This window comes from Photorhabdus sp. HUG-39 (genome assembly GCF_963878365.1).
GTDB classification, from domain to species: domain Bacteria; phylum Pseudomonadota; class Gammaproteobacteria; order Enterobacterales; family Enterobacteriaceae; genus Photorhabdus; species Photorhabdus kayaii.
In genome coordinates, this window is record NZ_CAWNWY010000008.1 from 77,618 (window position 1) to 103,908 (window position 26,291).

24 protein-coding genes are annotated in these 26,291 nt (G+C 40.4%); 7 read left to right on the forward strand and 17 right to left on the reverse strand.

All coding sequences use genetic code 11. The features are described from left to right. Positions 1-321: 321 nt before the first annotated feature. Positions 322-792, forward strand: coding sequence for a transcriptional regulator ArgR (gene argR, locus AAC155_RS07545; protein WP_011148624.1), 471 nt, complete (start codon positions 322-324; stop codon positions 790-792). Between the two features lie 44 nt (positions 793-836). Here the strand turns inward: argR and mpl are convergent, their stop codons facing one another. After that, a complete protein-coding gene (gene mpl / locus AAC155_RS07550; protein ID WP_113041646.1) occupies positions 837-2,207 on the reverse strand; it encodes a UDP-N-acetylmuramate:L-alanyl-gamma-D-glutamyl-meso-diaminopimelate ligase in 1,371 nt (456 codons plus the stop codon). A 165-nt stretch (positions 2,208-2,372) separates the two neighbouring features. On the opposite strand from mpl, the gene fbp reads away from it, so the two are divergent. After that, entirely contained in the window at positions 2,373-3,377 is a 1,005-nt protein-coding gene (gene fbp, locus AAC155_RS07555) for a class 1 fructose-bisphosphatase (protein ID WP_112877177.1), read from the forward strand. Between the two features lie 244 nt (positions 3,378-3,621). Then, on the forward strand, positions 3,622-4,152 hold the full coding sequence (gene ppa, locus AAC155_RS07560; protein WP_113041648.1) for an inorganic diphosphatase: 531 nt from the start codon (positions 3,622-3,624) through the stop codon (positions 4,150-4,152). A gap of 99 nt (positions 4,153-4,251) precedes the next feature. Here the strand turns inward: ppa and AAC155_RS07565 are convergent, their stop codons facing one another. The 3 genes from AAC155_RS07565 to tamA are packed head-to-tail and all read right to left on the reverse strand — an operon-like array spanning position 4,252 to position 10,114. Further along, entirely contained in the window at positions 4,252-4,599 is a 348-nt protein-coding gene (locus AAC155_RS07565; RefSeq protein ID WP_011148628.1) for a gamma-glutamylcyclotransferase family protein, read from the reverse strand. A gap of 2 nt (positions 4,600-4,601) precedes the next feature. After that, positions 4,602-8,375, reverse strand: coding sequence for an autotransporter assembly complex protein TamB (gene tamB / locus AAC155_RS07570; protein WP_113041649.1), 3,774 nt, complete (start codon positions 8,373-8,375; stop codon positions 4,602-4,604). Beyond that, positions 8,372-10,114 (reverse strand): autotransporter assembly complex protein TamA, encoded by a 1,743-nt coding sequence (tamA, locus tag AAC155_RS07575; protein WP_113041650.1) that lies wholly within the window; start codon positions 10,112-10,114, stop codon positions 8,372-8,374. Before tamA ends, tamB begins: the two co-directional genes overlap by 4 nt. 114 nt (positions 10,115-10,228) lie before the next feature. On the opposite strand from tamA, the gene msrA reads away from it, so the two are divergent. Further along, positions 10,229-10,876, forward strand: a complete 648-nt coding sequence (msrA, locus tag AAC155_RS07580; RefSeq protein WP_387490281.1) for a peptide-methionine (S)-S-oxide reductase MsrA — start codon at positions 10,229-10,231, stop codon at positions 10,874-10,876. A 154-nt stretch (positions 10,877-11,030) separates the two neighbouring features. Next, the gene (locus AAC155_RS07585) at positions 11,031-12,362 is read left to right on the forward strand and encodes a hemolysin family protein (protein WP_058589600.1); all 1,332 of its coding nucleotides are present in this window, start codon (positions 11,031-11,033) and stop codon (positions 12,360-12,362) included. Positions 12,363-12,475: 113 nt separating this feature from the next. Here the strand turns inward: AAC155_RS07585 and AAC155_RS07590 are convergent, their stop codons facing one another. Beyond that, on the reverse strand, positions 12,476-12,682 hold the full coding sequence (locus AAC155_RS07590) for a DUF1107 domain-containing protein (RefSeq protein ID WP_011148633.1): 207 nt from the start codon (positions 12,680-12,682) through the stop codon (positions 12,476-12,478). A 290-nt stretch (positions 12,683-12,972) separates the two neighbouring features. Between AAC155_RS07590 and AAC155_RS07595 the strand changes: the two genes are divergently transcribed. Continuing rightward, on the forward strand, positions 12,973-13,527 hold the full coding sequence (locus AAC155_RS07595; protein WP_113041652.1) for a YtfJ family protein: 555 nt from the start codon (positions 12,973-12,975) through the stop codon (positions 13,525-13,527). 96 nt (positions 13,528-13,623) lie between these two features. Here AAC155_RS07595 and cysQ read toward each other — a convergent pair whose 3' ends face one another. Both cysQ and AAC155_RS07605 read right to left on the reverse strand, forming a co-directional pair. Next, complete coding sequence (cysQ, locus tag AAC155_RS07600) at positions 13,624-14,367, reverse strand: 3'(2'),5'-bisphosphate nucleotidase CysQ (protein WP_113041653.1); 744 nt, start codon at positions 14,365-14,367, stop codon at positions 13,624-13,626. A 304-nt stretch (positions 14,368-14,671) separates the two neighbouring features. Beyond that, complete coding sequence (locus AAC155_RS07605; RefSeq protein WP_058589603.1) at positions 14,672-15,292, reverse strand: peptidylprolyl isomerase; 621 nt, start codon at positions 15,290-15,292, stop codon at positions 14,672-14,674. A gap of 270 nt (positions 15,293-15,562) precedes the next feature. Between AAC155_RS07605 and AAC155_RS07610 the strand changes: the two genes are divergently transcribed. Then, positions 15,563-16,279 (forward strand): helix-turn-helix domain-containing protein, encoded by a 717-nt coding sequence (locus tag AAC155_RS07610; RefSeq protein ID WP_113041654.1) that lies wholly within the window; start codon positions 15,563-15,565, stop codon positions 16,277-16,279. Between the two features lie 36 nt (positions 16,280-16,315). Here AAC155_RS07610 and AAC155_RS07615 read toward each other — a convergent pair whose 3' ends face one another. The 10 genes from AAC155_RS07615 to rpsF all read right to left on the reverse strand — a co-directional run bounded on the left by AAC155_RS07615 (position 16,316) and on the right by rpsF (position 26,195). Beyond that, positions 16,316-17,611 (reverse strand): ATP-grasp domain-containing protein, encoded by a 1,296-nt coding sequence (locus tag AAC155_RS07615; protein WP_113041655.1) that lies wholly within the window; start codon positions 17,609-17,611, stop codon positions 16,316-16,318. 10 nt (positions 17,612-17,621) lie between these two features. Then, positions 17,622-18,887, reverse strand: a complete 1,266-nt coding sequence (locus AAC155_RS07620; protein ID WP_229015767.1) for an MFS transporter — start codon at positions 18,885-18,887, stop codon at positions 17,622-17,624. Positions 18,888-19,058: 171 nt separating this feature from the next. Further along, entirely contained in the window at positions 19,059-20,756 is a 1,698-nt protein-coding gene (locus AAC155_RS07625) for a carbamoyltransferase family protein (RefSeq protein WP_113041657.1), read from the reverse strand. A 22-nt stretch (positions 20,757-20,778) separates the two neighbouring features. After that, positions 20,779-21,582, reverse strand: a complete 804-nt coding sequence (locus AAC155_RS07630; protein ID WP_113041658.1) for a dimethylarginine dimethylaminohydrolase family protein — start codon at positions 21,580-21,582, stop codon at positions 20,779-20,781. Continuing rightward, positions 21,579-22,769 (reverse strand): argininosuccinate synthase, encoded by a 1,191-nt coding sequence (gene argG / locus AAC155_RS07635; RefSeq protein WP_113041659.1) that lies wholly within the window; start codon positions 22,767-22,769, stop codon positions 21,579-21,581. Before argG ends, AAC155_RS07630 begins: the two co-directional genes overlap by 4 nt. After that, the gene (locus AAC155_RS07640) at positions 22,759-23,967 is read right to left on the reverse strand and encodes a PLP-dependent cysteine synthase family protein (RefSeq protein WP_240002819.1); all 1,209 of its coding nucleotides are present in this window, start codon (positions 23,965-23,967) and stop codon (positions 22,759-22,761) included. The genes argG and AAC155_RS07640 overlap by 11 nt, the downstream gene beginning before the upstream one ends. Before the next feature lie 786 nt (positions 23,968-24,753). Beyond that, positions 24,754-25,206: a 50S ribosomal protein L9 gene (gene rplI / locus AAC155_RS07645; RefSeq protein WP_113041660.1), complete on the reverse strand. Its 453-nt coding sequence runs from the start codon at positions 25,204-25,206 to the stop codon at positions 24,754-24,756. A 38-nt stretch (positions 25,207-25,244) separates the two neighbouring features. Then, the gene (gene rpsR / locus AAC155_RS07650; protein WP_000135199.1) at positions 25,245-25,472 is read right to left on the reverse strand and encodes a 30S ribosomal protein S18; all 228 of its coding nucleotides are present in this window, start codon (positions 25,470-25,472) and stop codon (positions 25,245-25,247) included. A 4-nt stretch (positions 25,473-25,476) separates the two neighbouring features. Then, the gene (priB, locus tag AAC155_RS07655; protein ID WP_011148645.1) at positions 25,477-25,794 is read right to left on the reverse strand and encodes a primosomal replication protein N; all 318 of its coding nucleotides are present in this window, start codon (positions 25,792-25,794) and stop codon (positions 25,477-25,479) included. Positions 25,795-25,799: 5 nt separating this feature from the next. Beyond that, positions 25,800-26,195, reverse strand: a complete 396-nt coding sequence (rpsF, locus tag AAC155_RS07660) for a 30S ribosomal protein S6 (RefSeq protein WP_011148646.1) — start codon at positions 26,193-26,195, stop codon at positions 25,800-25,802. Positions 26,196-26,291 lie beyond the last annotated feature (96 nt).

The window sequence follows — 26,291 nt, forward strand, 5'->3', positions numbered from 1 at the left end:
AAGTCGCCGTATTCTAGGCAAAATGCTTATCTGTTAATGAGATAACGGACACTATTTTGAGAATTTCCTTATGATTTTACGAAACAATTGGCTAAATACCTTACACCCAACAACAACGCCAAACAACATCATTTGATTAACAATATATTTACTTGATAACCGGCTAAAAAAGCAAATTTCCATATTCATATTTTATGAATTTCTATAATAACATAAGACCAACTTTACACGGTTCAAATTGGTTATAAAATCATTATTATTGCATAAAAATTCATTTATATGCATAATACAAGTTTCATAGCTGATTGAATATGGTGAAATATGCGCACTCCCTCTAAACAGGAAGACTTAGTAAAAGCTTTCAAGGCGTTATTGAAAGAAGAAAAATTTAGCTCTCAAGGTGAAATTGTCACTGCTTTACTGGAAGAAGGTTTTGAGAACATTAACCAATCCAAAGTTTCTAGAATGCTGACTAAATTTGGTGCTGTTCGCACCCGTAATGCTAAAATGGAGATGGTTTACTGCCTGCCTGCTGAGCTTGGTGTTCCTACTGCCACTAGCCCACTAAAAAATCTAGTATTAGACGTTGATTACAACCATCCTATAGTTGTGATTCGCACAAGCCCTGGTGCAGCTCAACTTATTGCTCGTCTGCTAGATTCTCTTGGTAAATCAGAAGGTATACTCGGCAGTATCGCAGGTGATGACACCATCTTCGTTACACTCACCAGAGATTCTACAACAGAACAGCTGCGTGGAGCCATCCTTGGGTTGTTCGAACAAGAGCTTTAAATGAACGCGCCAACATGGCGCGATTCATTTTCCCGCTGCTATTCTCAGGATTGATAAGCTTTTTTATTCAGCTTAGAGAGTAATTTTTCATGAATATCACCAAACCCTCCATTACTCATAACCAGAATATGATCCCCCTGCTGCGCCTTATCAACAATCATATGCACCAGTGAATCTATATCAGCACTCCAATACGCTGGCTGAACACAGTGATCTGCAATTTCTGATACGTGCCATTTAATATTAGCTGGCTGGAATAAGAATACTTCATCAGCACGCCCCAATGCTGGTGCGATCTCATTCTTACTCACACCCATTTTCATCGTATTTGAACGCGGTTCCAGTACGGTAATAATACGGGCTGTTCCTCCAACCTTACTACGCAGGGCTTCGAGTGTTGCCAAAATTGCTGTCGGGTGATGAGCAAAATCATCATAAACAGTAACGCCGTTTTCCTCACCACGTAGTTCAAGGCGACGACAGGCATTAATAAATTCACTTAAAGCACAACAGGCATCTGCGGGCTGGACACCAACATGATGTGCAGCAGCAATTGCAATCAACCCATTGCGCATATTATGTTCACCCACCAGCAACCCGTTCACTTCTCCGACAACTTTACCACCATAAGACACCTGATAATGACAGCTGTCTGTACTGATCTTTTTTGCCTGCCAGTTACCGGTTTCACCCACTAGTTCCAACTCACTCCAACAGCCCATAGACAAAACCTGTTTCAGGTTAATATCATTATCCGGGACAAGGATCTTACCACTACCCGGAACGATCCTGACAAGATGGTGGAACTGCCTCTGAATAGCAGCCAGATCGCCAAAAATATCGCCATGATCGAATTCCAGATTGTTCATGATCAGCGTACGTGGGCTGTAATGCACAAACTTAGATCGTTTATCAAAAAAAGCGCTGTCATATTCATCAGCTTCTATTACGAAAAACGAGCTTTCCCCGATCTGAGCTGATGTTTCAAAATTCCCCGGAACACCACCGATTAAAAAACCGGGTTTATAGCCACAAGCTTCCAAAATCCAGGCTAACATACCCGCAGTTGTTGTCTTACCATGCGTCCCTGCAACCGCCAGCACCCAGCGTTCTGGCAAAACATAATCATGCAGCCATTGTGGGCCAGAAGTATAAGGGAGCCCACGCTCCAGCACCGCTTCTACACAAGGATTCCCACGGCTCATAATGTTACCGATGATGACCATATCTGGCACAGAATCCAACTGTGCCGGGTCATATCCCTGAATCAGATTAATCCCATGTTTTTCCAGTAAGGTACTCATTGGTGGATAAACATTGGCATCAGAACCAGTCACTTCATGACCAAGAGAACGAGCCAAAATTGCCAGTCCCCCCATAAAAGTGCCGCAGATACCAAGAATATGAATACGCATTGATTTCCTATTCCATAGCATGAAGTTAGCCACTATTCTAACCATCAAAAGCAAGATAAGAAATGGAATAGCCTATGAATCATCCCTTTCTTTGGCTAAACTGCCCGCGTAAGAGTGCAATGGACACTCTAAAACCACTATCAAATCACATTCAGGACTTTCGTCATGAAAACATTAGGCGAATTCATCGTCGAAAAGCAGCACGATTTTTCTCACGCTACAGGTGAACTCACTGCCTTGCTTTCTGCTATTAAGCTCGGAGCAAAAATCATTCACCGTGATATCAACAAAGCCGGTTTAGTGGATATTTTAGGAACCAGCGGTGTGTCCAATATCCAAGGCGAGGTGCAGATGAAACTGGACCTGTATGCTAATGAAAAACTCAAAGCAGCACTGAAAGCACGCGGTGAAGTTGCGGGGATCGCTTCAGAGGAAGAAGATGATATTGTTATTTTCGAAGGAGACCGCGCTGAAAACGCAAAATATGTTGTTTTGATGGACCCATTAGATGGTTCTTCAAATATTGATGTAAACGTTTCCGTCGGTACTATCTTCTCTATCTACCGCCGTATTACCCCCATCGGCCAGCCAGTGACTGAAAAAGACTTCCTGCAACCAGGTCATCGTCAAGTCGCCGCCGGGTATGTTGTTTACGGTTCTTCAACTATGCTGGTCTACACCACTGGCTGTGGGGTACACGCCTTTACTTACGATCCTTCCTTGGGAGTATTTTGTCTTTCCCATGAGAAAGTTCAGTTCCCACCCAATGGCAATATGTATTCCATCAACGAAGGGAATTACATCAAATTCCCTATGGGGGTAAAGAAATACATCAAATATTGCCAGGAACAAGATGAAGCAACTCAGCGCCCTTATACCACCCGTTATATTGGTTCGCTGGTTGCTGATTTCCACCGCAATTTACTGAAAGGCGGCATCTACATTTACCCAAGCACCGCCAGCCATCCATCAGGAAAATTGCGCCTGCTGTATGAGTGTAACCCAATGGCATTCCTGGCTGAACAAGCCGGTGGTAAAGCCAGTGATGGAGCTAATCGCATTCTGGATATCATCCCATCCAAACTGCATCAACGCGTCCCTTTCTTTGTGGGCAGTAAATCGATGGTAGAGAAAGCCGAGAGTTTTATGGCTGAGTTCCCAGATGAGTAATTTCATCGGTTAATGACGGATAAGCGGCGGGATTTTTCGTCGCTTTTTTAATTTTAACTAATGAGGTTAAAATACCCCAGCTATCCTGTCCGCTAGTTTTTTCTGAGAGATATTCAGCTCTTCTCTCATCAGTTGCAAACCCGTTTCTAACAAGCTACTTGTCAGAAAAATGGAGAGTACTTTAAAAAATGTTTTGGTTATAATACTCCCCACTCTATTCTGGTTTAAAATAAAGGAAACTTTCATGAGCCTGAACTTAGTACCGGCAGGAAAGGAACTGCCTGAAGATATCTATGTCATTATTGAGATCCCTGCAAATGCAGATCCGATTAAATATGAAATTGATAAAGAATCTGGTGCGCTATTTGTAGACCGTTTTATGTCTACTACGATGTTCTATCCATGCAACTATGGTTACATCAACAACACTTTATCTCTGGATGGTGACCCGGTTGATGTTCTGGTTCCCACACCATACCCACTACAACCAGGTTCTGTGATCCGTTGCCGTCCGGTTGGCGTTCTGAAAATGACTGATGAATCAGGTGAAGACGCGAAACTGGTTGCAGTTCCACATAGCAAACTAACCAAAGAGTATGATCACATTAAAGATGTGACTGATTTACCAGAACTACTGCGCGCTCAGATCACTCACTTCTTTGAGCGCTATAAAGATCTGGAAAAAGGTAAATGGGTTAAAGTTGATGGTTGGGATAATATCGAAGCTGCTAAAGCAGAAATTATCTCCTCTTTCGAACGTGCCGCTAAGAAATAGCTTTTCTCTGTTTAAATAATTAAAAAACCTCTGGGGAACATCACCGGCAGAGGTTTTTTAAAACCATACTCCCTTTTTATGACAAAAAAGGATTTTTATTTACTCTTCCACATGGCGCTTCAACCAGTCACCACTTTTTATCCGCCGTAAACCGGTTATTGGAAACTGATAAAGATATATCCATGCATTGCCATACGGTGTTTGAATCAATTCCCTTACATACTCCCGCGAATTATCTTTCAAATCATCTAATTCTGTCAGTATAGTAGAATTGATTCGATATACCTCACATTCAATACTTCCGTCACCACGGATAACGGCAGGATAATGCCCAAGGTCATATAGCTCATAGCCTTCCAGCCGATGATCACCTAACCATTGAGCATCGGTCATCCAATGATGATTGCCCTGTTTGCGCCGTAAGCTGCCATAAACAATAATTCGCATTTTTAAAACTCAAACTGATAGAGCAAATCCAATGTCTGATCAATACCAGACACCGCTTCCAGATACAACCTAGGCATTAACCTATAGCGTAAGGTTAATGTTGCTAGTGAATCAAATATACCAACACCATACTTAACTTGCAGATCTTTTGTAATCTTTCCGCTAACAACTACCTGTGATTTGTCACCAACCCCCTGAGTATCCAGTGCTAAGTCGGAAACACCAAATATTTCACCGATCTTACCCACCAACTGACCACTCTGTGCAACCCCCAAACCTATTAATATTGCCGTCATCTGTGAGTTGTCCGAGTTACTATTCTCTAACCCTTCACCACGCAACAGATAAGAAAGTGCTTCCAATTGTGATCTAACAGGCTCTGAAAAAATTTCTACTTTTGGCTGATCCGCCAAACCGCTCACCCTTACCCCTGCAATAACCCGCCCATCGGTAGAATCTGGATTACGGATAGCCTCAATGTTAAGTAATGGCTGATCAGGTGGGCCTGAGAACATAATCAGCCCTTTACGAACGATCAGATCCTGTCCATAAGTATGGAAACGACCATCAAGAATATCAACTTGACCATTCAAACCCAGGCCTTGTTTATCTTGAACAACCATCAGATCGCCTTTAAGTTGTGCTTTAAGGCCGAAAGCACTAAGACGAACATCATCTCCTATATGAATCGTCAAGTTACTTTGAATCGGGATAGACGCTTTTTTCTGTTGTAATGGCTGAAGATTCTCATTCAATATAACTTCATCCGATGAAGCCTCAACTGTCGATTCTGGTAGCTCCTTCACGGTAATACGCGCCCAAGGAATACCAACGCTACCATCCAATTTCAGCAACTGAGGAGAAGCCTCAAACACCAGAGCAGGGCTAACATCAATTTTCACCATTGGTGGAAAAACCACTCTTAACTTGTCGCCGTTAGCCCTTACTCGTGCATGCCATGCATCCACATTACGCCAGTCTGCATCACCATTTAGGTTAAGCTGCCCCTTCGGCGTTTTAATAACACCATCAAGAACGGAACGTATTCCATCAAAATTCACACCAACTTGCCCTTGAGTAATATCAAATGGGATCCAATGGCCCGAAGCTTGCAGTGCACTCAGGTCTAACCGGCCAAACAATAATGGATTTCTGACATTGCCTCCCAGAAGCAGGTGAGCATTCAAATGACCTTCAGCTTTATCACCTTTCCCAATAATCGGCTTGATTAACGCCAGTGAAATATCCTGAATATCTACATTTCCCGACAGCTTACGGCTCCCAGCAAGATCAGCAACCTGTACGCCACCGTTGAATCGGCCATTTCCCATAATCTTAAATAACCAATTCAACTCTGCTGTGCCATTCTTCAAGCCTACATTGAGTGTCAGGGTCTGGAAATCTACCGGTAATGCAGTGCCATCAACCATCTGCCTAACATGCACCCCATCACCACGCAAATTAACGTTGGCCTGAGGCAATCCGCTTTCCGCGTTCCATTTAACGTCGGCATTGCCACTGAATACACCTTTCAAATGTATTTCAGACCCCAGTAATGGCTGAATCATAGCAAGATCCAAACGTTCAAGAACAATGGATGCACTACCGCTGACGCCAGCTTCAATAGATTCAGGTACGCAGAGCTGCGCATGTGGATTCAGCCAACAGTGAGGGCCCACAGTGACTTTCTGCTGCTGATTAAGATAATCAAGAGTTATCGCTTTAGTTAAACGCCATTCTCCAACCGGGGTGTCAAAACGGGTATTGTTAATGCTACCTTTCCATCGCTGTTGCTTACGATCAAAACTACCATTCAATGCAAGTTGACCAGCAATCGGTTTGCCGTCAATCTTCAATTGCAAGTTGTGCTGTTTCTCATTGCCCTTAGCATCCAACGTAAAATTACGGACAATCAAATCCGCTTGTTTCAACTCACTGACTTTAACAGCAAGATTCCCTTGGATCTGTTCAGCAGAACGTACATCCCCTTTCACATTCACTCGATCAATGAGCAAATCCTGCCATTTCAACCTGTTAGCATTGAGATCAACCAAAAGCTGAGGTGCTTGTATATTACCACGTAATTTCAACGTTCCATTCACGACACCGCCAAGCCCCGGAAATATACCATCCAACTTCGGTGCACGGATATCGCCATCCAGTTTCCACTGTTTGAACAATTGTCCCTGGAGATTCATTTTATTGCGCCCTAAAGCCAGCTCGAATTGAGGAATATTCCACTGACCGGCCGCGTTACCAGAAATCTTACCTTTGGCTTTTATTAAGTTCTGTTTTACGTTACCGTCCAGCATAATTTCCGGGATATGAAGCTGCCAACTACCACCGTGTAAACTACCCCGGGTAACTATTTTCCCATCGATTTTGGCTGGCCATTCCGGCCACTGTTTAGCGGTATTGATCCCGGAGAGTGTCAGCACCGCATTCCAACTTACTGCCTTACTCCAATCTGCTACACCGACCAATTCGCTCTTTCCTTGCAAAGCAGACAGGCGTAAACGGGTCAACTTAAGCTGTTCTTCATTACCTTTGGCATCTAATACAAGTAATGCTGGCGGGATTTCACTACCGTTAATACCGGAACGCAATGACAAATCATAACCACTGGCCTTACCATTGAGGCGCATTTTTACGCTATCAAGCTGATATTCTGGCTTCCCCGTTAAAGGCCAACTCAGTTGCTGGCTTTCAAGCGTCACCCGCACGGGTAAACCTACCTTAGCCAGTTCCGCTTGAGCATCAAGTTTAGCACTGACAGGACCAGACAAATTCAGCCCTAAGTTGAGTTGCTCCAGTAAAGCGCCATTAAGCTTTACATTAACCTTTTGTCCTTGGATCTCTTGTCGACTTAGCTCACCTTTTATTACCAGTTTTATCGGCCATTGCTGTGCCAGAGTCGCGGAACCATTAATGGCAAGAGAACCTTGCGGCATTTTAACATTCAATTTATTGAGCTGAATCTGCTGCCCCTGATTGCTAAGTTGCAGTAAAAACTCATTGATTGTGATATTGGTATCACCAGTCAGCCTTAATTGCTTACCACTTATCCCTGCAACAGTCATATCCAGTGGAATAGGCACTTCTGGTAATGTTGCCAATAGCGGTTGAGAGAATAATTTTTTCAGAATTTCTCCCAACGATTTTTCCAGTTCGGTCCCTCGTTTCGCTTTCTCCTCTGCTTCCGCTATTTTCAGCCGTTCAGGGGGAGTTTTTGGCAGTCCCACCAGCAACCCATTAATTTTCGTTGGCTTAAGCGTTAATGCCTTTTGCTGCCACTGAGCTGCGGTTCTAAATTCATCAAGGGCAAATACCACGCCATTTACAGTGACAGTGGCATTTTTAACGGACAACAAATCAAGTGAAATCGGATATGGTGTCCTCAGTTCAGTTAAAGGTGCTGACTTTGGCGACGATTCTCCCGCAGGTGGCAATCGTTTGGTATTAATTGCAACTATTACGCCTTCTGTCGTTAATGCATTAACACATAACTGACTGTTTTTAAAGCAGGAAAGACGAAGCGAAAGGTGGAGTTGATTCACATTGACATCAACACCGGGCATTTGATACTTAACGCCTTTCAGGGTCAAATCACGCCAACCGCCACTGACGCTGGCTATATCTAGTCCCGGTACCCAACGAGCAGCACTGTTAATCATAAAATGCAGGCCAGATTGCGTTCCTACCAACCCGGCAACAACAATAACCAACAAAGTCACCATCAGCAGAAAAGTAATACTGACCTTTTTAATCCATCTCATAATTCAGATCCTAACCCGATGTAAAACTGGATATTACGGGATTCTGAATCCCCTATTGGTCTGGCAAGGTCAAATTTAATGGGTCCGACCGGAGAAGCCCAACGCACACCAACACCCACGCCGGTTTTAAAATTGCTCTTTCTAATGTCATTAATGGCTTCACCGGTATCAACAAAAACAGCACTCCACCAATTACCCGTTACGTTATATTGGTACTCAAGTGAACCCACAACTAGTGCGGATGCACCGGTCAATTTTCCTTTATCGTCTTTAGGGGAAATTTTCTGATATCTGTAACCACGAACACTGTGATCACCACCAGCAAAAAAGCGTAAGTCGGGTGGAACCTTCTCGAATGCATTAGTTTCTATCCAACCCAAATTACCCCGAGCAACAAAACGGTGATTATCCCAATAAGTTCTGATCCAAACGTTTTGCGCCTGTAACACCAAGAAATCAACATCGGAACCCCAAAGGGTATCAGAGATATCAATAGAATAGCGCTGGCTATCGCCCCAATAAGGCATCGTTCCTCCACGCTGGCGGATACGGCTGACGTTCACCCCTGGGTAAAATAACATTGCCGTATTGGTGACATTAGCCTGAGTAAAGTGGCTGAGACTCCAACGCATATTTATCCCATACTGCCAACCCGTTGAAAGATCCCAATTACGGGAAAGATTTACTGTCGCGGTATCTGATACGGTATCGTTGATATCTTTACGCTTATACCCCGTCTGCAATGCGTAATATTGCTCTAACGGATTCACCTTCAGCGGCATTTTATAGGTAGCATCAATCACCTGTTCAGGTGCAGAAAGGTTGATGCTGGTGCTAAGGCTGTGTCCACGGGAATTAAGCCACGGTTTTGTCCATTTCGCCTTTACCCGTGGCCCTACATCAGATCCATAACCCCCACCCAGTTCAACATAGTTTTTGGAACGTGGAGTTAATACCGCTTCAAGAGGAAGCATTCCGTCACCATCTTTTCTCGCGGTATTAAAATCCGGTGAGACTACTGCTGAATTAAACCAGCCAGTTTCTGCTAACCGCCGGTTCAATTCGGCCAATTGTTCAGAGGTATAAAAATCCCCTTCTTCGAATGGAACTAGATGACTCAAATAATCTTCGCGGATCTGTGAACCACGATAACGCACCTGACCAAAGTGATAACGCTCACCGCTATTAAAAACAAAGTCCCAGAATGCCTCATGTCGTTCTTTGGCAACACCCAATTGGCTCTTTTTCATAACCGCGTCAAAATAACCTTTCCTAATAGCGAGCCCAGTCAGAGAACCTTTAAGGTTTTCATATTCATCATGATTTAGAATCGTTCCTTTCTTTGGGCTTTTACTTTTAACAAGTTTGGCATAATCTCCATCTGTCTTAGCCCCACCTTCCAAAACAACGTTAACATCGGCAATTCTCACAGGTTCGCCCGCAGTAACTTTTGCCGTTAATACCGAGCGAGCTGGCGGTTTATTTTCCTGATAGGTAAATTCGATAATAGGTTCATAATAACCAAGCGGGCGCAAGCCTTCACGAATCGCTTTATCTACACGAGATCGAAAACGGCCATCTGGCGCAACTTCATCAGTGCTGATAGTGGAGAGATGAATTCGAGCATTTTTTTCCAACTTACCTGTTAATCCTTCTATTTTCAGACGAAGATTAGCACTATGAGCAATAGGAGTTACGATAGACACACAAAGAAAGCATAAAACGGGGTACCTCGACACGCGAACTCCTAACCTGATCGGAATAATTTAACTATAATCAATTTATCTTGAGTAAAGTTTACAATATATACAATCTATCAATATCTGAAAACTTAATAATTACGGGAGTGAATTGTGCCAACTTCAGCTAATAAAAGCCTATCTATTGATCCTCATAGTGCATTACCAGGCAGAACTGAGCCACTTAAGGTTTCACCTAACCATGCTGTTACCGATCATACGATAGAACCTGTTCCAGAAAATATGGAAGTTGCCTATTTTGGTATGGGATGCTTCTGGGGCGTAGAACGCCTATTCTGGCAACAACCTGATATTTACACCACCTCCGCAGGTTATAGCGGCGGTACAACACCAAATCCAACTTACGAAGAAGTTTGTAACGGCCTGACCGGACATGCTGAGGTTGTTAGAATTGTTTACGATCCAACAAAAAACAGCTACGAAAACTTATTAAAACTTTTCTGGGAAAACCACGATCCAGCTCAAGGGATGCGCCAGGGCGGGGATATTGGCTCTCAGTATCGCTCCGCGATTTATACCGTGTCACCTCAGCAACATGAATTGGCATTAGCCAGCCGTGAACGTTTCCAAAAAGCAATGCAACAACAAGGCGATAACCGCCCTATTACAACGGAGATCACAGAAGCGGGGCCATTCTATTTTGCTGAAGACTACCACCAACAGTATCTATTTAAGAACCCTGAGGGGTATTGCGGGCTAGGCGGTATTGGTGTTTGCCTACCCAAAATGAACAAAAACTAGCCGCCACATTTAATTAATGTTATAATTACCAAGCTAATCAATAGCTTTCTAAGTGTTTGTTGTCACTTTTTATTTTATATGATTTTTATTGTTTCCTCCGGTGCTTTTCTAATGACAACCTACCCTACCACCGGAGGTAGAACATGGATTCCTTATGCTAAATAGTCTCTTAATAGTATTTCTATTGTGCGCGATAAGCGCCTTTTTTTCGTTATCTGAAATCTCTCTTGCTGCCTCTAGGCGAATCAAACTAAAACTGATGGCAGATGAAGGTAATGTCAACGCAGCCCATGTCCTCAAATTACAAGAAACGCCGGGAATGTTTTTTACCGTGGTGCAAATCGGCCTAAATGCAGTGGCAATTTTGGCAGGTATTGTCGGTGAATCCGCATTCTCTCCTTCATTGAAAACGTTTTTCATGAAATTTATGCGCCCCGAATGGGCAGACCAGTTGGGCTTTATCTGCTCATTTATCATTGTGACCAGTATATTCATTTTGCTCGCTGACTTGACACCAAAACGTATCGGCATGATTAAGCCTGAAGCAGTCGCCGTGAAAATCGTTAACCCAATGCGTTTCTGTCTGACAGTTTGTCGTCCACTAGTTTGGCTATTTAATGGCCTGTCTGATCTTATTTTTAAGCTCTTTAAAATTCCGACAGCGCGTAATGAAGATATCACATCCGATGATATTTTTGCGGTTGTGGAAGCAGGAGCTGTTGCTGGTGTGTTGCGTAAACAAGAGCATGAACTGATTGAAAACGTGTTCGAGCTCGAATCCCGCACAGTGCCTTCTGCCATGACCTCAAGGGAAAATATCATTTACTTCGATAAGAATGAAAGCGAGGAAAGTATCAAACAATGGGTTTCTAGCCAGCCACATTCCAAGTACCTAATATGTGATAGAGATATTGATCACGTTATCGGTTATGTGGATTCCAAAGATCTGCTTAACCGTGTCCTAAGTGGTCAAAGCCTAAGCTTCAATAAAGGTGTCCAGATCCGCAACGCGCTGATCATTCCAGATACCTTGACACTTTCAGATGCACTGGAAAGTTTTAAAGCAGCGGGTGAAGATTTCGCTATTATCCTGAATGAATATGCGTTGGTAATGGGTGTGATTACCCTTAATGATGTTATGACCACACTGATGGGTGATTTAGTCGACCAAGGACAAGAAGAGCAGATCATCATCCGTGACGAAAATTCATGGTTAGTAGAAGGAGGAACACCTATTGATGATGTACAGCGTGTACTGGATATTGATAATTTTCCTGATTCAAGTAACTATGAAACCATTGCAGGTTTCATGATGTTTCGATTGCGTAAAATTCCAAAGCGTACTGATTCAGTTAAGTTTGCTGGTTACAAATTTGAAGTTGTCGATATTGATAACTACAAAATCGATCAGCTATTAGTCACAAAAATCACTGATACTCTCACCACGACACCAACGCAAAACCTGCCTATCAGTGATGATAAATAAAAACGGCCTATTCTTGAGCTAAGGCCGTTTAGTATTCTCATGTTAAGCGCCACTTATTGTTATTTTGTGGCGCAGATTACACCAGTATGCAACCCGATTCTTTTTCGTTTTATCTATCCTATTTCGGCCTGCAAACGTAGCACTTGCTGATTGACTTCACTCATTACACTAAAATGGCGCTTATCTCTCACCTTCGGCGGTAAAATTTTGCCGCAGTCGAATTCAAAAGCCCCCATATCTTTAATGTATAAACGTCCACGGAATAAAGTTTTAACGTAGAGAGCAATTTTCAGTGGGTTATATCGGTGAAAAATTTTCATCTCTGCTTTTTTCCTCCTAACTACTTCTTACGGTTACGTTTGGTGAACCAACTCCATACACCATACCGTTATGTAGAATAATAGACTGAATTTATCCGATTTTGTTCCCTCCATTTTTAGTTTTATGCACTGAATTTACATAAAATGACAGATATTTAGATATACATAACTATGTAACTTTATCTCTTACTTAATGTTAAAAATTTGATCTTCTTTAAAGAGATAAATCAGTTAATACCCGCTATGCTAGAGATCCATGCATTGTCACATTAACCTACAAAGGAAAAATTATGATAAAGAACTTTATGCTATATGCTGCGCTACTTTGTTCTCCTGCTTTAGCATTCGCCCACAACATCACTCTGGAACAACAGGTTCCTGCGATCAGTGTTTCTGATAAAGGTGAGTTGTTACTCAACAATAACAAGTTTAGCTACCAAAATTGGGATAGTGGAAAACTGATTGGTAAAGTGAGAGTCATACAACATATTGCAGGTCGTAGTGCAGCTAAAGAGATGAATGCCCCACTGATAGAAGAAATAAAACGCGCTGATTTTTCAAAAGAAAAATACCAAACAACCACCATCATCAATATCAATGATGCAATATTCGGCACTGGGCCATTTGTCCGCAGCAGTATTGAAGATAGCAAAAGAGAGTTTCCGTGGTCCCAGTTTATCGCTGACAGCAACGGTGTGGTCAAAAAAGCTTGGCAGTTGGAAGCTAAAAGTTCTGCCATTATTGTCCTGGACAAAAATGGCGTAGCGAAGTTTACCAAAGAAGGTGCGTTAAACAATAGTGAAATCAAACAGGTCATTGAATTAGTTCGTAAGGAACTACAGTAAAAACATCCGTGGTGATAACGACTTACAGGTATGTTTTCGTTTGCCCTTATCACCACAATTCCGCTGAAAAACAAATCTACTAGAAAACAACCACAATTAGAAAATCGTTACTCTAAATCCCGGATTCAGGAATGATTCACGAGGCGTATAATCTAGCGTCTGACCTTTCCAGTTCGTCACGTGAGCACCAGCAGCAATGGCTATAGCATGACCCGCCGCAGTATCCCAGATATGAGTGGGTCCAAAGCGAGGATAAAGTTGCGCTTTTCCTTCAGCCACCAAACAGAACTTCAGTGAAGAGCCCACAGAAACCGTCTGATGTTCACCTAGCTGATTGAGGTAATCTTCTAATTCTGTATCCATATGAGAGCGACTAACGACGACCATTGGTGGATTAGCATCACGAATCTTAATCGGCAAACATTGACCTCCACAGACTTTTTTCCATGCCTGCCGCCCTTGCCCGGAATAAAGCGTATCCTGCACAGGAGCATATATCACTCCCATCACAGGAACGCCCTCATCAATCAAGGCGATATTAACCGTAAATTCACCATTACGATTAATAAATTCCTTGGTACCATCCAGAGGATCAACTAACCAATAGCGCTTCCAATCACGCCTCTCTTCCCAAGTAGGAAGCTCTTCTTCCGACAACAGTGGAATTTCCGGAGCGATACGGGATAATCCGGCTTTAATTATTTTATGAGCCACAATATCAGCCATAGTAACCGGTGAATCATCTTGCTTATGATCAACTTTCAGGGGATGTTCATCCTGATAAATTGTCATAATAGCCGCACCAGCTTCCTGGGCCAGTTGGCAGATTTGTTCTAGCATCACACACCTCTGCGGTTAGTCATCTGTTATCATTTTAGACTATATTACCAATTGATCTTTTTATTGGAACGGTAAGAATTTTATTACCACTCTTAATAGCATTCCTGTCTATTTTTCAGATAAATGGCAAAAGCTAGACTCTATTTAAAGAAATAATTAGGAAATTGAGGGAAAGCCAGTTCATCGGCGACATCCTAGCTGAAATTTTCGATGGTTTGAAAATATCCCCCATTTTTTAAATGGGTTTGTCAGTAGTCTGAGACGGATATACCGGCTATTTTTTAATCCTACTTCTGGATAAAACTTACAGAATTTCCAACAATTCCACCTCGAAAATCAGAGTGCTATATGGAGGAATCGATGCACCGGCACCACGCTCGCCGTAAGCCAAATTATAAGGGATGTAAAGTTCCCATTTAGAACCGACAGGCATCAACGTCAATGCTTCAATCCATCCAGCAATCACCCCATTTACAGGAAATTCAGCCGGTTCACCACGCTGTACTGAGCTGTCAAACACGGTGCCATCAATCAGACGACCCGTATAATGAACACGCACGTGGTCAGTATGGGCAGGAATTGCACCATCACCCTGTTTTAGTACAGAGAACTGTAAACCAGATTCTGTCGTGCTTATACCGTCACGCTGAGCGTTTTCTGCCAGAAACTTCTGACCCTCTTCTGCCATAGCTTGCTGACGTTCACGACGCACACCATCTGCACGTTCGTGCATTTCACGTAAGGCACGATGCAATATATCGACCGGCACCGCTGGAGAATGATTTTCCAGCGCATCACATAACCCCGCTAACAACGCTTCAGGTTCCAGACCTTGCAGGCCAGACTCCAGTAATTGCTGACCAACCTGCAAGCCAACCCCATAACTTGCTTGTGCTTCGATAGAGTCAAAAGAAAGTTTTGCCATGAAAATACCTGTGATCAAATTAAATTAGATTTGTAAGCATAACAGCGCCATGCAGCAGGGTAAACCGAAGATGTCACCCGGAAAATACATGTCGCCCAAATATATAAGAGCTAATAATAGATATAATTCTAAGTAGCATATTTATTTCTTAAAGGTTACAATATAAAAATTCAATTTTTAAAAATTTTTACTTATAATTGATTATATGAATAAAATATTTTTTATATAAAATTAATTTTATTGCAAATATTATATGATGAGGAAAATCTTATGAATAAACCATTTAATGAGATTTTATCAGAAATTAAAAAGTCCAAAACCATGCCTGAATTAGAAAAGAGGTTGTTAAACGCGATAAACTATCTGGGTTTTGAATTCTACTCAATTTATCAGGAAGAAAAATATCCATTCACGACAAAAAAATATGTTCTAATAACCAACCTAAATATAGAAACTGCAAGCAATTATAATCAAGATAATAATCACGACAGCGACCAATTAATGAATGGTGATTACACTTTCTCTATTCCGTCAGTTTGTAATGATAAAATATCAAAATCTGCTGATTTTATGATTAAAAAATCAAATTCAAATAAAAATGAAGTTAAAAATAGTCTTTCAATAAAAATTAAAGGTTATCATGGAGAAAGGTCAATTTTTTCAGTTGCCAGAAAAGAAGGCTCTATTTCCCACAATGAAATACTTAATAAAGCAGGAGTATTAGGCATATTGGCAAATGAATGCATAAAAACATTTAATAATCTAAAAAATAAAAAGGATAAAATCATTGTTCCAACGCTCTCTACCAGAGAAGTTGAAGTCATAAGATGGACTTGTGAGGGAAAAACTTCTGCTGAAATAGCCGATATACTGGATATTTCAACAAGAACAGTTAATTTCCACATTAACAATGTTATGGAGAAATTAGTGGTTCCCAATAAAGTTGCAGCAGTTGCTAAAGCAATAGCATATAATCTAATCATATAATAATTAGAGCCAAAATAAGGCTCTAACCATACGAAATTATACAATATAATTAGACAATATCTCTCTCCATGCATCATTAATCTCATTCATCAGGGATTCACATTTGACGTGCTCATCATTAATATGCACACAAACGTAACCACAGAAATCATTATTGCTTTTTGGTGTTTCATAAACCGGTGAATTCTTATCTAAACTAATTTTTATTGCAATAATTTCATAACATAATTTACTCAAAATATTATCAACAGATGCTAATAATACTTCATTAACTTCTGTTTGATCGAATTTATCATTAATTTTGCCATCTTTATCTGCCAGCAAATTAATCAAAAATGCCCTTCCCTTTGCTTCAGGCAATATCATTCGATCACTAAATCCTTTGACTAAATGGTCAACCCAAATTTCCTGCAAGCTTATACCATATACCCGGTTAGCCATATCCCAAATACGCATACCCGCTGGTCTACGATTAGTTTCAACCAGAAAAGTTTCTCCCGTTTTACTATCTTGCTTAATCTCATTATGGAATGCGCCAAGAGTCTGCCCTGAAATCAGATTCATTGCCTGCCCCGCTTTATGTAATGCAATCGTATTTCTGCCATCACATTGCGCCGGAACTATTTGCCCTATTTCAACAGGAAATTCCCCTTTCTGGGAAACTTTTTGCGTTAAAAATGCCATACAACCAATACCATCGTACGAATATTCTGTATCGAAAATAATAAGTTCTTCTGCAAGAGTTTGATTACCACCAGATTGCTCAACAGATTGAGCAAAAGCCGTTGGGATTTTACTTCTATCTTTAACCGCTACCACGCCTACATTTGCCCGACCACAATTAGGCTTAATAATCACACCATACGGAACAGAATCATAAAACTCTTCCAGTTCTTTAATCTCATTAATGAAAGTATATCGAGGCGTCTTAATATGTTGTGCCGCAAGCAACGGTAATATTCGAGTTTCTTGTTGGCGAAATTGATATTTCTCAATACCTGCGAAACTTAATTCGGGATCATCACCATAAACGTTTAATTTCTTCGCGATAACAGCAGTATACCCAGATACCGCATCCATAAAAGGAAGAATACCAGCACATGTCATATTAAGTTCAGCAAGAACTGTCATCACACTATCAACATAATTCTCTGTTCGTACAGGAATATGATAGACAAATGGTGTGACATTTTTTTCCTCACCGGACAACATATCGCTAATAATTACCAATTCAAGGGAGTAATTATATCGAATATAGTCACGAATATTGACGATTTCATTCAGCCTTGCCGGAAGATAATCAAGCACTAACAAATATTTTTTCGAACTCATATTTCCTCCATTATTGACTATTATGCAGATTAAATTTAAGCGAACGATAAGGATTAATAATGATAAACATCAATAAAACAAATGCAGAGAATATCAGATAAATACTATTGTAGGAAAAATAGTTCAGTAAATTAGCACAAATAAAACTGGTTAAAGGTGTCGCTAACTGATTCAAAACCAGCACCACACCAAGATACTGAGAAAAACGCTGCTTCGGAATAAGACTTGCTCGATAAGAGCGGGAAAAAAGATTAAAACAACCTTCCGAACCAATAACCAGTAAGAAACCTAATGTGTAAACCACAAATAACGGCCCAGTCGCAAATAGTGTCAGACCACATAACGCAATCAGAAAAGCCGTTACACCAACGATACGCACATCAAAAATCCGGCACAATTTTGGCGCAATAAAAAAAACACAACAATTCACCAGCCCCGCATAAGCCAAAAGCTGAGCATAACTCCCTTTCGGCTGTGAAAAAACACTGGTAATAACATAAACTGCCGTTGACAAAATAGCACCTTGCATCACATTCATCAGGAATGTCAGGCTAATGACGCGTAACAAGGGTGGGTTTTCCATCAAGAATTTAAAAATGGCCGGCAGATTATACCCTTCTCTATTAGCGTGTTCTTCAATCCGGTTTTTCCTTTGTAGCTGAAACCATATCAAACTACTAATTAGGAAAGGAAAAAATGCAAATGCAAATACCGCATAAACACTGAATTTATAAACCAGCACACCGACAACCGCCGGGGCTGCAATATAGGTAAACTGTTCAACAAATTGTAAACGAGAGTTAACAGAAGGTAATTCTATTGCACTCATGTTTTTAGAGACAAAACCTTCAAGATTGACATATCCCGCTCCACTAAAAAAGGATAAAACACATGAGAGAGAAATAATGATATATACGATACTATTATCAGAATATATAAATGAAAGGATAAAAAGAAATAAGCAAACTAATGATCGAAGAATATCACTCAGGAATAACATAACCAGAGTATGCATCCTGTCCCCCATCCAACCAGAAATGGGGAGAGAAATCACTCTGAATAGCCGTTCAAGCCCAAAAGCAAAAGATGAAAGTGAAGCGCTATTAGTTGAGGTATATACTAATACAGGCACAGCGAACATAACAAATGCCTCTGAAAAAACAGAAAAAAAGCGAGCCAGTATGATCTTATGTATCATTAATATTACCTCAACCTTATTATACCCGTTATCTTTCAAGTTGCCTCTTTGTTGGCTGCGCTCACTCACCCCGGTCACATAGTTATCTATGCTCCCGGGGATTCACTCCCTTGCCGTCGCGATGCATCTTGAAATCCATAGGGTATATCTATCCCATTAGACTATTGTATTTATCAATTTGAAACTGAGCAATGCCCAAATTGACTTCATCAATTACACCTACTGGGATAGACGTTTACTATGCAATAATTAATGAATCGATTTAATCAAATAATTCCCCAAAACTAAATAATCAATATTAGTTTTCATGAAAGTTTTAATAGCATCTTCCGGTGAACAAACAATTGGTTCGCTATCATTATAAGAAGTGTTCAGCAACAAAGGCACACCGGTTTTCCGATAAAATGCCTCAATCAACTGGGCATAATCTGGATTTGATGCACTATCTACCACCTGAACTCTGGCAGTACCATCTTCGTGAACCACTGCCGGAATTTTCGATGCTTTATCCACTTTAGCATCCATCGCTAACAACATATATTTTGCAGCTTCCGGTAATTCCTTCCGAACATGGAACCAATCAGCAACATGTTGACGCAATACACTAGGCGCAAATGGCCTAAACATTTCACGATGTTTAACTTTACGATTCATTAAATCGCGAATATCTTTATTTCTTGGATCAGCCAACAAACTACGATTACCTAATGCCCGCGGCCCAAATTCCATCCTCCCCTGGAACCAGCCAACGACATTATTTTCAGCCAGCAAGCCTGCGACAACCTCATGAATATTCTCTTCATATGTCCAGTCCAAACCGTGGGCCTTCAAACTACGCTGGTAATCATCTTCACTATATTCCAGACCCCAATAGGTATGCGTCAGAGGATAGCGCTGATTATTTTCAAGAATATGATGCCAAATAAATAGTGCGGCACCTGTGGCAGTCCCGGCATCATGTGCAGCAGGCTGAATAAAGATATCTTCGATATCCAACTCTTCATATAACCGTTTATTCGTTATGCAATTCAATGCGACGCCACCCGCAAGGCAGAGTTTATTCGTTGCTGTTTCCTGCAAATAATGATGAGCCATATTTAACACTATTTCGTCAGTTATTTGCTGGAGAGAAGCAGCAATATCATAATATTCCTGCGCTACCTCTCCACCAGGAACTCTTTTCACAATACCAAACAAAGATTCTAATTTAGAAAAGTCTTGGCTGCGGAAATTGAGAATGGTGTTATCGATAGTAAACTCACCTTTCTCATAAATTTTGACAAGTTGTTGGAACGCTGGCATAAAACCTTCAGGCTTACCATAAGCAGACATTCCCATCACCTTACAGGCATCGTATACAGAGAAGCCCAAGAATTCTGCCAATTTCTCCCACATAAAACCAATTGAATTAGGGTATTCAATGGTTTTAATTTTCTTCAGACTATTGCCATCGCCCAGATATACCCCTGCGGTATTATCCTCTCCCACACCATCAAGTGATAAGGTTAATGCTTTATCAAATGGCGAAACAAAATAAGCAGATGCCGCATGAGCTGTGTGATGAGGAACCCAATGAAATTGACCACGGAATCCCATTGATTGTAAAATTTCTGGTACTGAAGTGGTCTTACGATAAAAAATGGACTCACCCGATACACTTCCCCAATTTCCCTCACTGGTGACTTCATCAATAAAGACTGATTTTCTTCGTTCTATCGGATCAATAGAAAACCCAATATGACTCACATCTTCCAAGCGAATACCCGCAAAGTCTAATGCAACTTCAATGGAAGCCAATGGTAGTTCATCAGGATTATCAACATTTGCTGGTTTTCCGTGTTTTCTTCTATTTAAACGCTCTTCTTCAATGGCAAAAATAGTTTCTCCATCTTTTAATAAGCAAACTGCTGATTCATGGTAAACTGAATTTATACCTAAAATATACATGATTTATTATCCTCCATTATAATTATTTAATTTTTAATACTAAGCAGCGCAGACTACCACCACTCTTTAAGAATTCACTCATATCGCATTTAATGACATTATAACCATAATTATTTAATTGACGTTCAACCTCTATAGAACAATCATGCATGAGAATATCTTTACCTATTGGGATATTATTACAGACAAATAATTCCTTAGCGTCATGTTCTGATATTGAGATCCGGCGTTCAAATGTTTTATCAATATAATTCTGGCTCTCTTTAGTAAATGCTTCTGGATAGTAAATAACCGTATCTTTGTCAATAAACGAGAATGCCAGAGCCACATGAAAGAAAGTCTTATCCTGAATATGTAGTTCACCTTTAACTTTAAGTTCTGGATAGACTTTCTGAATTGTATTTATTGCTTCTTTATCTGAGCGAGGACCATAACCAAATATGATGTCATTATCCCAATAGATAACATCTCCAAGCCCTTCAAAATAAATACCTTTATCAACACGATGTATCTCATAACCTAGATTTTCCAGATAATCGATATAGTACTGGCTTTCCCCCTGGCGTTCAGCGTGCCGGAAATTACTAGCAAGGAATTTATTATTATGCACCATTCCACAATCACCTGAGAAAGTCATATCAGGCAAACCATTAACAGGATCGATAGTGCGAATAGTGATGCCACGTTCAGTCAACCGTTCATAAAGAAAATCCCATTGTTGCTGTGCCAATTCTTTATTGACTCTATTATTAGGGTCCATCCAGTCATTAATAACGTATTCAATATCATAAAAATCCGGTTTACACATTAATAATTCTTTAATCATAACTTTTGCCTCATCTTAGATTTAGCACTTTGCTTAGTATGGATATTAAATATTTTTGCAAATCCCTCGGCATCGTTTTGACTATATAAATGCCCACAATTATATATTGCTAAATTATCATCATAGATAGTCGTCTTTGAAGTACGAGAACAAACGTTGGCATATTTATAGCCTAATTCAAGTTTAATCTCACCATTGACATGTTGATTCATGCTATCAATAAAGTGGTTTAAATGAGTTAATAAGGGATCATACCAAAGCCCAGAATAAACTAATTCAACCCATTTTTTATCAATTATCTCTTTAAACCAATTTTCGTGACGATTACTACAATAACATTCTAAATCACGATGTGCGGTAATTAAGATATGTGCGGCAGGTGATTGATAAATTGCGCGTGTTTTCAAACCGACAATGCCATCTTCAACAATATCAAAAATACCAATTGATAGTTTTTTACCAATCTTATTTAATATTTCGATAATTTCATATAATGATTTCTTTTCGCCGTCAATCGATATCGGTATACCATTCTCAAAACCTAATGACAAAAATATTGGCTCAGTGGCTGATAGTGCATGCTCAAATAATTTCTCTCTGACATCTTCAGGAATTAATGTTTCCGGTTCTGCCAACTGACCACATTCGACACTTAATCCCCATATATTTTCACTAGTAGAATAAGGGTTATTACAACCAAATTCTTGAGGAATACCATACTTCATAGCATAACTATTTACGATATTTTCGTCGTATTTAAAATCTCTCAACGAAGCAATAGGTATTTTATTCAGAATTTCTATATTCATATCCATTCTGACTTGATCATTACCTCTGAATTGATGGGCAATATAATCAATATTGAGCTCATTGGCTACTTCAACTGCCGCCTCAGCAATCGCAGGCCGGGAAAGTGCCGCACTGAGAAAATAACCATTTTGATAAATAGCATTCGCTTTTATCGCTTTTGTAAGGAAGTGTTCAGCATATTGTGCTCGATAATCTTTATAGATAAATTTATCAGCACCTGCAACCATACATTCCAATTCAATATCGTCAATGTCTCTTACCTGCCCTTCATCAATATAAAGAGCAATTACCTCTCTATATTCAGATTTAAGACTTCTTATGATAAGAGGATTATAGAGGCGATTATAGTAAATCACCAAAACACGATCAGAATTCATTTAATACGCACCCCATGTTTGTAATAATTTCTTCTAGTTGAGGTTCTGTTTTACTGTCCTCAACTAATTCTGAGAAATTATTTTCAAATAACCAAGTATCATTATAAATTGTGTCTATATAACGTTCTCCACTATCAGGAATAATGACAACAATATTATCTCCAGGTTTAAAATCATCCAGGCGATTTAATGCTGCGCTTACCGCGCAACCTCCCGTTCCACCAATTAAAATACCTTCATTTCTGGCTAACTTTCTTGCTACTCGGAATGCATCAATATCTGCAACTTTCAAGGTAATATCGATATTGGTACGATCCAGAATAGAAGGTATAAACGTTAGTCCTGCACCTTGTACTAAATATTTTCCTGGTTCACCACCGAAAATAATAGACCCCACGGGTTCAACACCATAAATTTGTACCTGTGGATTTTTCTCTTTCAAATAACGGGAAATTCCAGTAAGTGTTCCACAACTTCCTGCCGTCACAAAACAAGCCGTCAAATTATTGCCAAAGGTTTCATACAACTCACGCCCCGTGGAACGATAATGTTCATCAGGATTAACCTGATTTTCAAATTGCATAGGGCTAAACGCATTCGGATAGGCTTTTATAATCTCTTTAGTTAAATCAATGCGATATTTGACAGTATCCGTTCCCGCTTCAAATTCTGGCAGGAAAATGATTTCCGCGCCAAACGCTTTTATGTTATCGCGTTTCGCTGCCGGCACCATGCGATCCAAAACCGCAATAAATCGATAACCTTTAACGGCACACGCCATTGCCAAACCAATTGCCGTATTACCCGATGATGGCTCAATCACCACCATTCCCGGTCTTAATTCCCCCTGAGCCTCAGCCCTTTCCAACATAGCAACTGCAATACGATCTTTAATACTCCCACCGGGGTTAATATTCTCCATTTTGAGAAAGACATTAATACCTTTAGTATATCTACCATTCAACATAACTACTGGAGTATTACCTATAGTTTGTAATATGCTTTTACCAAGATTCATACCAGTTTTATCCCTTATGTCTGGGTTAATATGAAGAACATATAATGATGACAAGGTATTTTTATCAACACATAAATAAATCAATTCAACATCTAATATACCTATTAATTTATTGATGAAACTATTCAATTTATCAATAACTATGGAGAATAAACTCATACCTATTAACAATAAGCGCATTCATTTGTGTTCTCACACAAGGGTTAATTAACAAAAATTATAATTATAAAATTACACTTAAAAGTCTACTGTCAACTCTGACAGTTATATCAATAAAATCCCGTATAAATTTTTGATATTATTATTTAATAATAAGGATATATATTAATATCATTAAATATTCTTATGTGAAATCATATAAAATAAATTATCATTATAAAGACAAATAACCGAAATTATATAAGAATATATTTTTATATTATTATGAAATAATCATTCTTGTAATTAACTAGATTCAGACATAGATATATCAAAATATTCTATGAAAAATCCACATATCACAATAGAATTAACAATACCGATATTATCTAATAATAAAAAATACGAATTCAATTATTTATACCCTATGGATTTCAAGTTGCATCGCGACGGCAAGGGAACGAATCCCCGGGAGCATAGATAACTATGTGACCGGGGTGAGTGAGTGCAGCCAACAAAGAGGCAGCTTGAAAGATGACGGGTATATAGATATTAATCTAATAATGAATAATATTTCCAATATAAAAACGAAAAATCAATAATAATAAAACTGGCTAAAAGACAACATTACAAAAAAATAGACAAGAGAAACCATAATTCTATAAACGACAAATAAGGTAGTAAATGTAAAATAAATCAGATTAATGCTCAGTTACTAGGCATTATCGGCAAAAATCTTATAGACTACCAAGAGAATGGTAAGTTGAGGCAATAAAAAACGCCGGCATTGCCAGCGTTTTTTACTTATTAGCATCAGTTAATCAGCGATTAAGCTTCAGCAATAACGTTAACGTTCAATTTAGCGAATACATCGCTGTGTACTTGGAAGTTAACTTCGTGTTCACCAATAGTACGCAGAACACCATTAGGCAGACGCACTTCGCTCTTAGAGACTTCAACGCCCGCGGCGATAACTGCATCAGCGATATCACGAGTACCGACAGAACCGAACAGTTTACCTTCGTCACCTGCTTTAGAAGCGATAGTAACGGAACCCAATGCATTGATTTTCTCAGCACGAGCTTCTGCTATTGCCAGAACGTTAGCCAGGTTAGCTTCCAGTTCAGCACGGCGAGCTTCGAAGAATTCGATGTTTTTCTTAGTTGCAGGAACAGCTTTGCCCTGCGGTACTAAGTAGTTACGGGCATAACCCGGTTTAACGTTAACTTGATCACCCAAGCTACCCAGGTTTGCTACTTTATCAAGCAGAATAATTTGCATTACCTTATCCTCTCAGAGTCGTTAATGGACTGTGCCGATTACTGATGACGATCAGTGTAAGGCAACAAAGACAGGTAGCGCGCGCGCTTGATAGCACGAGCGAGCTGACGCTGGTATTTTGCACGGGTGCCAGTGATACGGCTTGGTACAATTTTACCGCTCTCGGTGATGTAGTTTTTCAGCGTAGCGATGTCTTTATAATCAATCTCTTGAACGCCTTCCGCGGTGAAACGGCAGAACTTGCGACGACGGAAATAACGTGCCATTTGGCTAGTCTCCAGAATCTATCAATTCAATCTGCTCGGCATGAAGAACCAGTTTGTTAAGACCATTGCGACCTTGATGGCAACTAATGAATCCTGAAACGGTTAATCGACTGCCGACCGTTATACTGTGAGTTAAAACTTGTAACAATTGTCCGCTGGCAATAACGGGCATTCTGCACCATGCTTGCCTGCTCAGACCGGCTTCCTGTTGCTGTGAACGGTGCTCAAGCACAAACTGACAATGTGGAATGCCGGCAGGACTGACTTTTCGAATGGGGACCTTGCACACTGTGCCAGAAAGCACCAAACGATTAGTTGTCACAGTTATTACTCTTCAGAATCCCCAGCTTCTTCAGCATCCATATTGGCGTCTTCCAGAGAGTAATCACGGCTGCGACGTTCATCTTTGGCTTTAACCATTGGAGATGCTTCAGTTACCGCGTGCTTAACGCGCATAATCATGCTGCGGATAACGGCATCGTTGAAGCGGAAGTTAGTTTCCAGCTCATCAATCACTTCCTGCGGTGCTTCAACGTTCATCAGAACATAGTGAGCTTTGTGCAGTTTGTTGATTGGGTAAGCCAGTTGACGGCGGCCCCAGTCTTCCAGACGGTGAATCTGACCTTGCGCGTTAGTGATAGTCGCACTGTAACGCTCAATCATGCCCGGAACCTGTTCGCTTTGGTCAGGATGGACCATAAAAACGATTTCGTAATGACGCATTAGAATTGCTCCTTACGGATTATTCAGCCTCCTGTCAGGGTCAACCGCGGCCCGTGGAGGCAAGGAACTTGTTTAAGTGCGGCTGAAAAATTGACG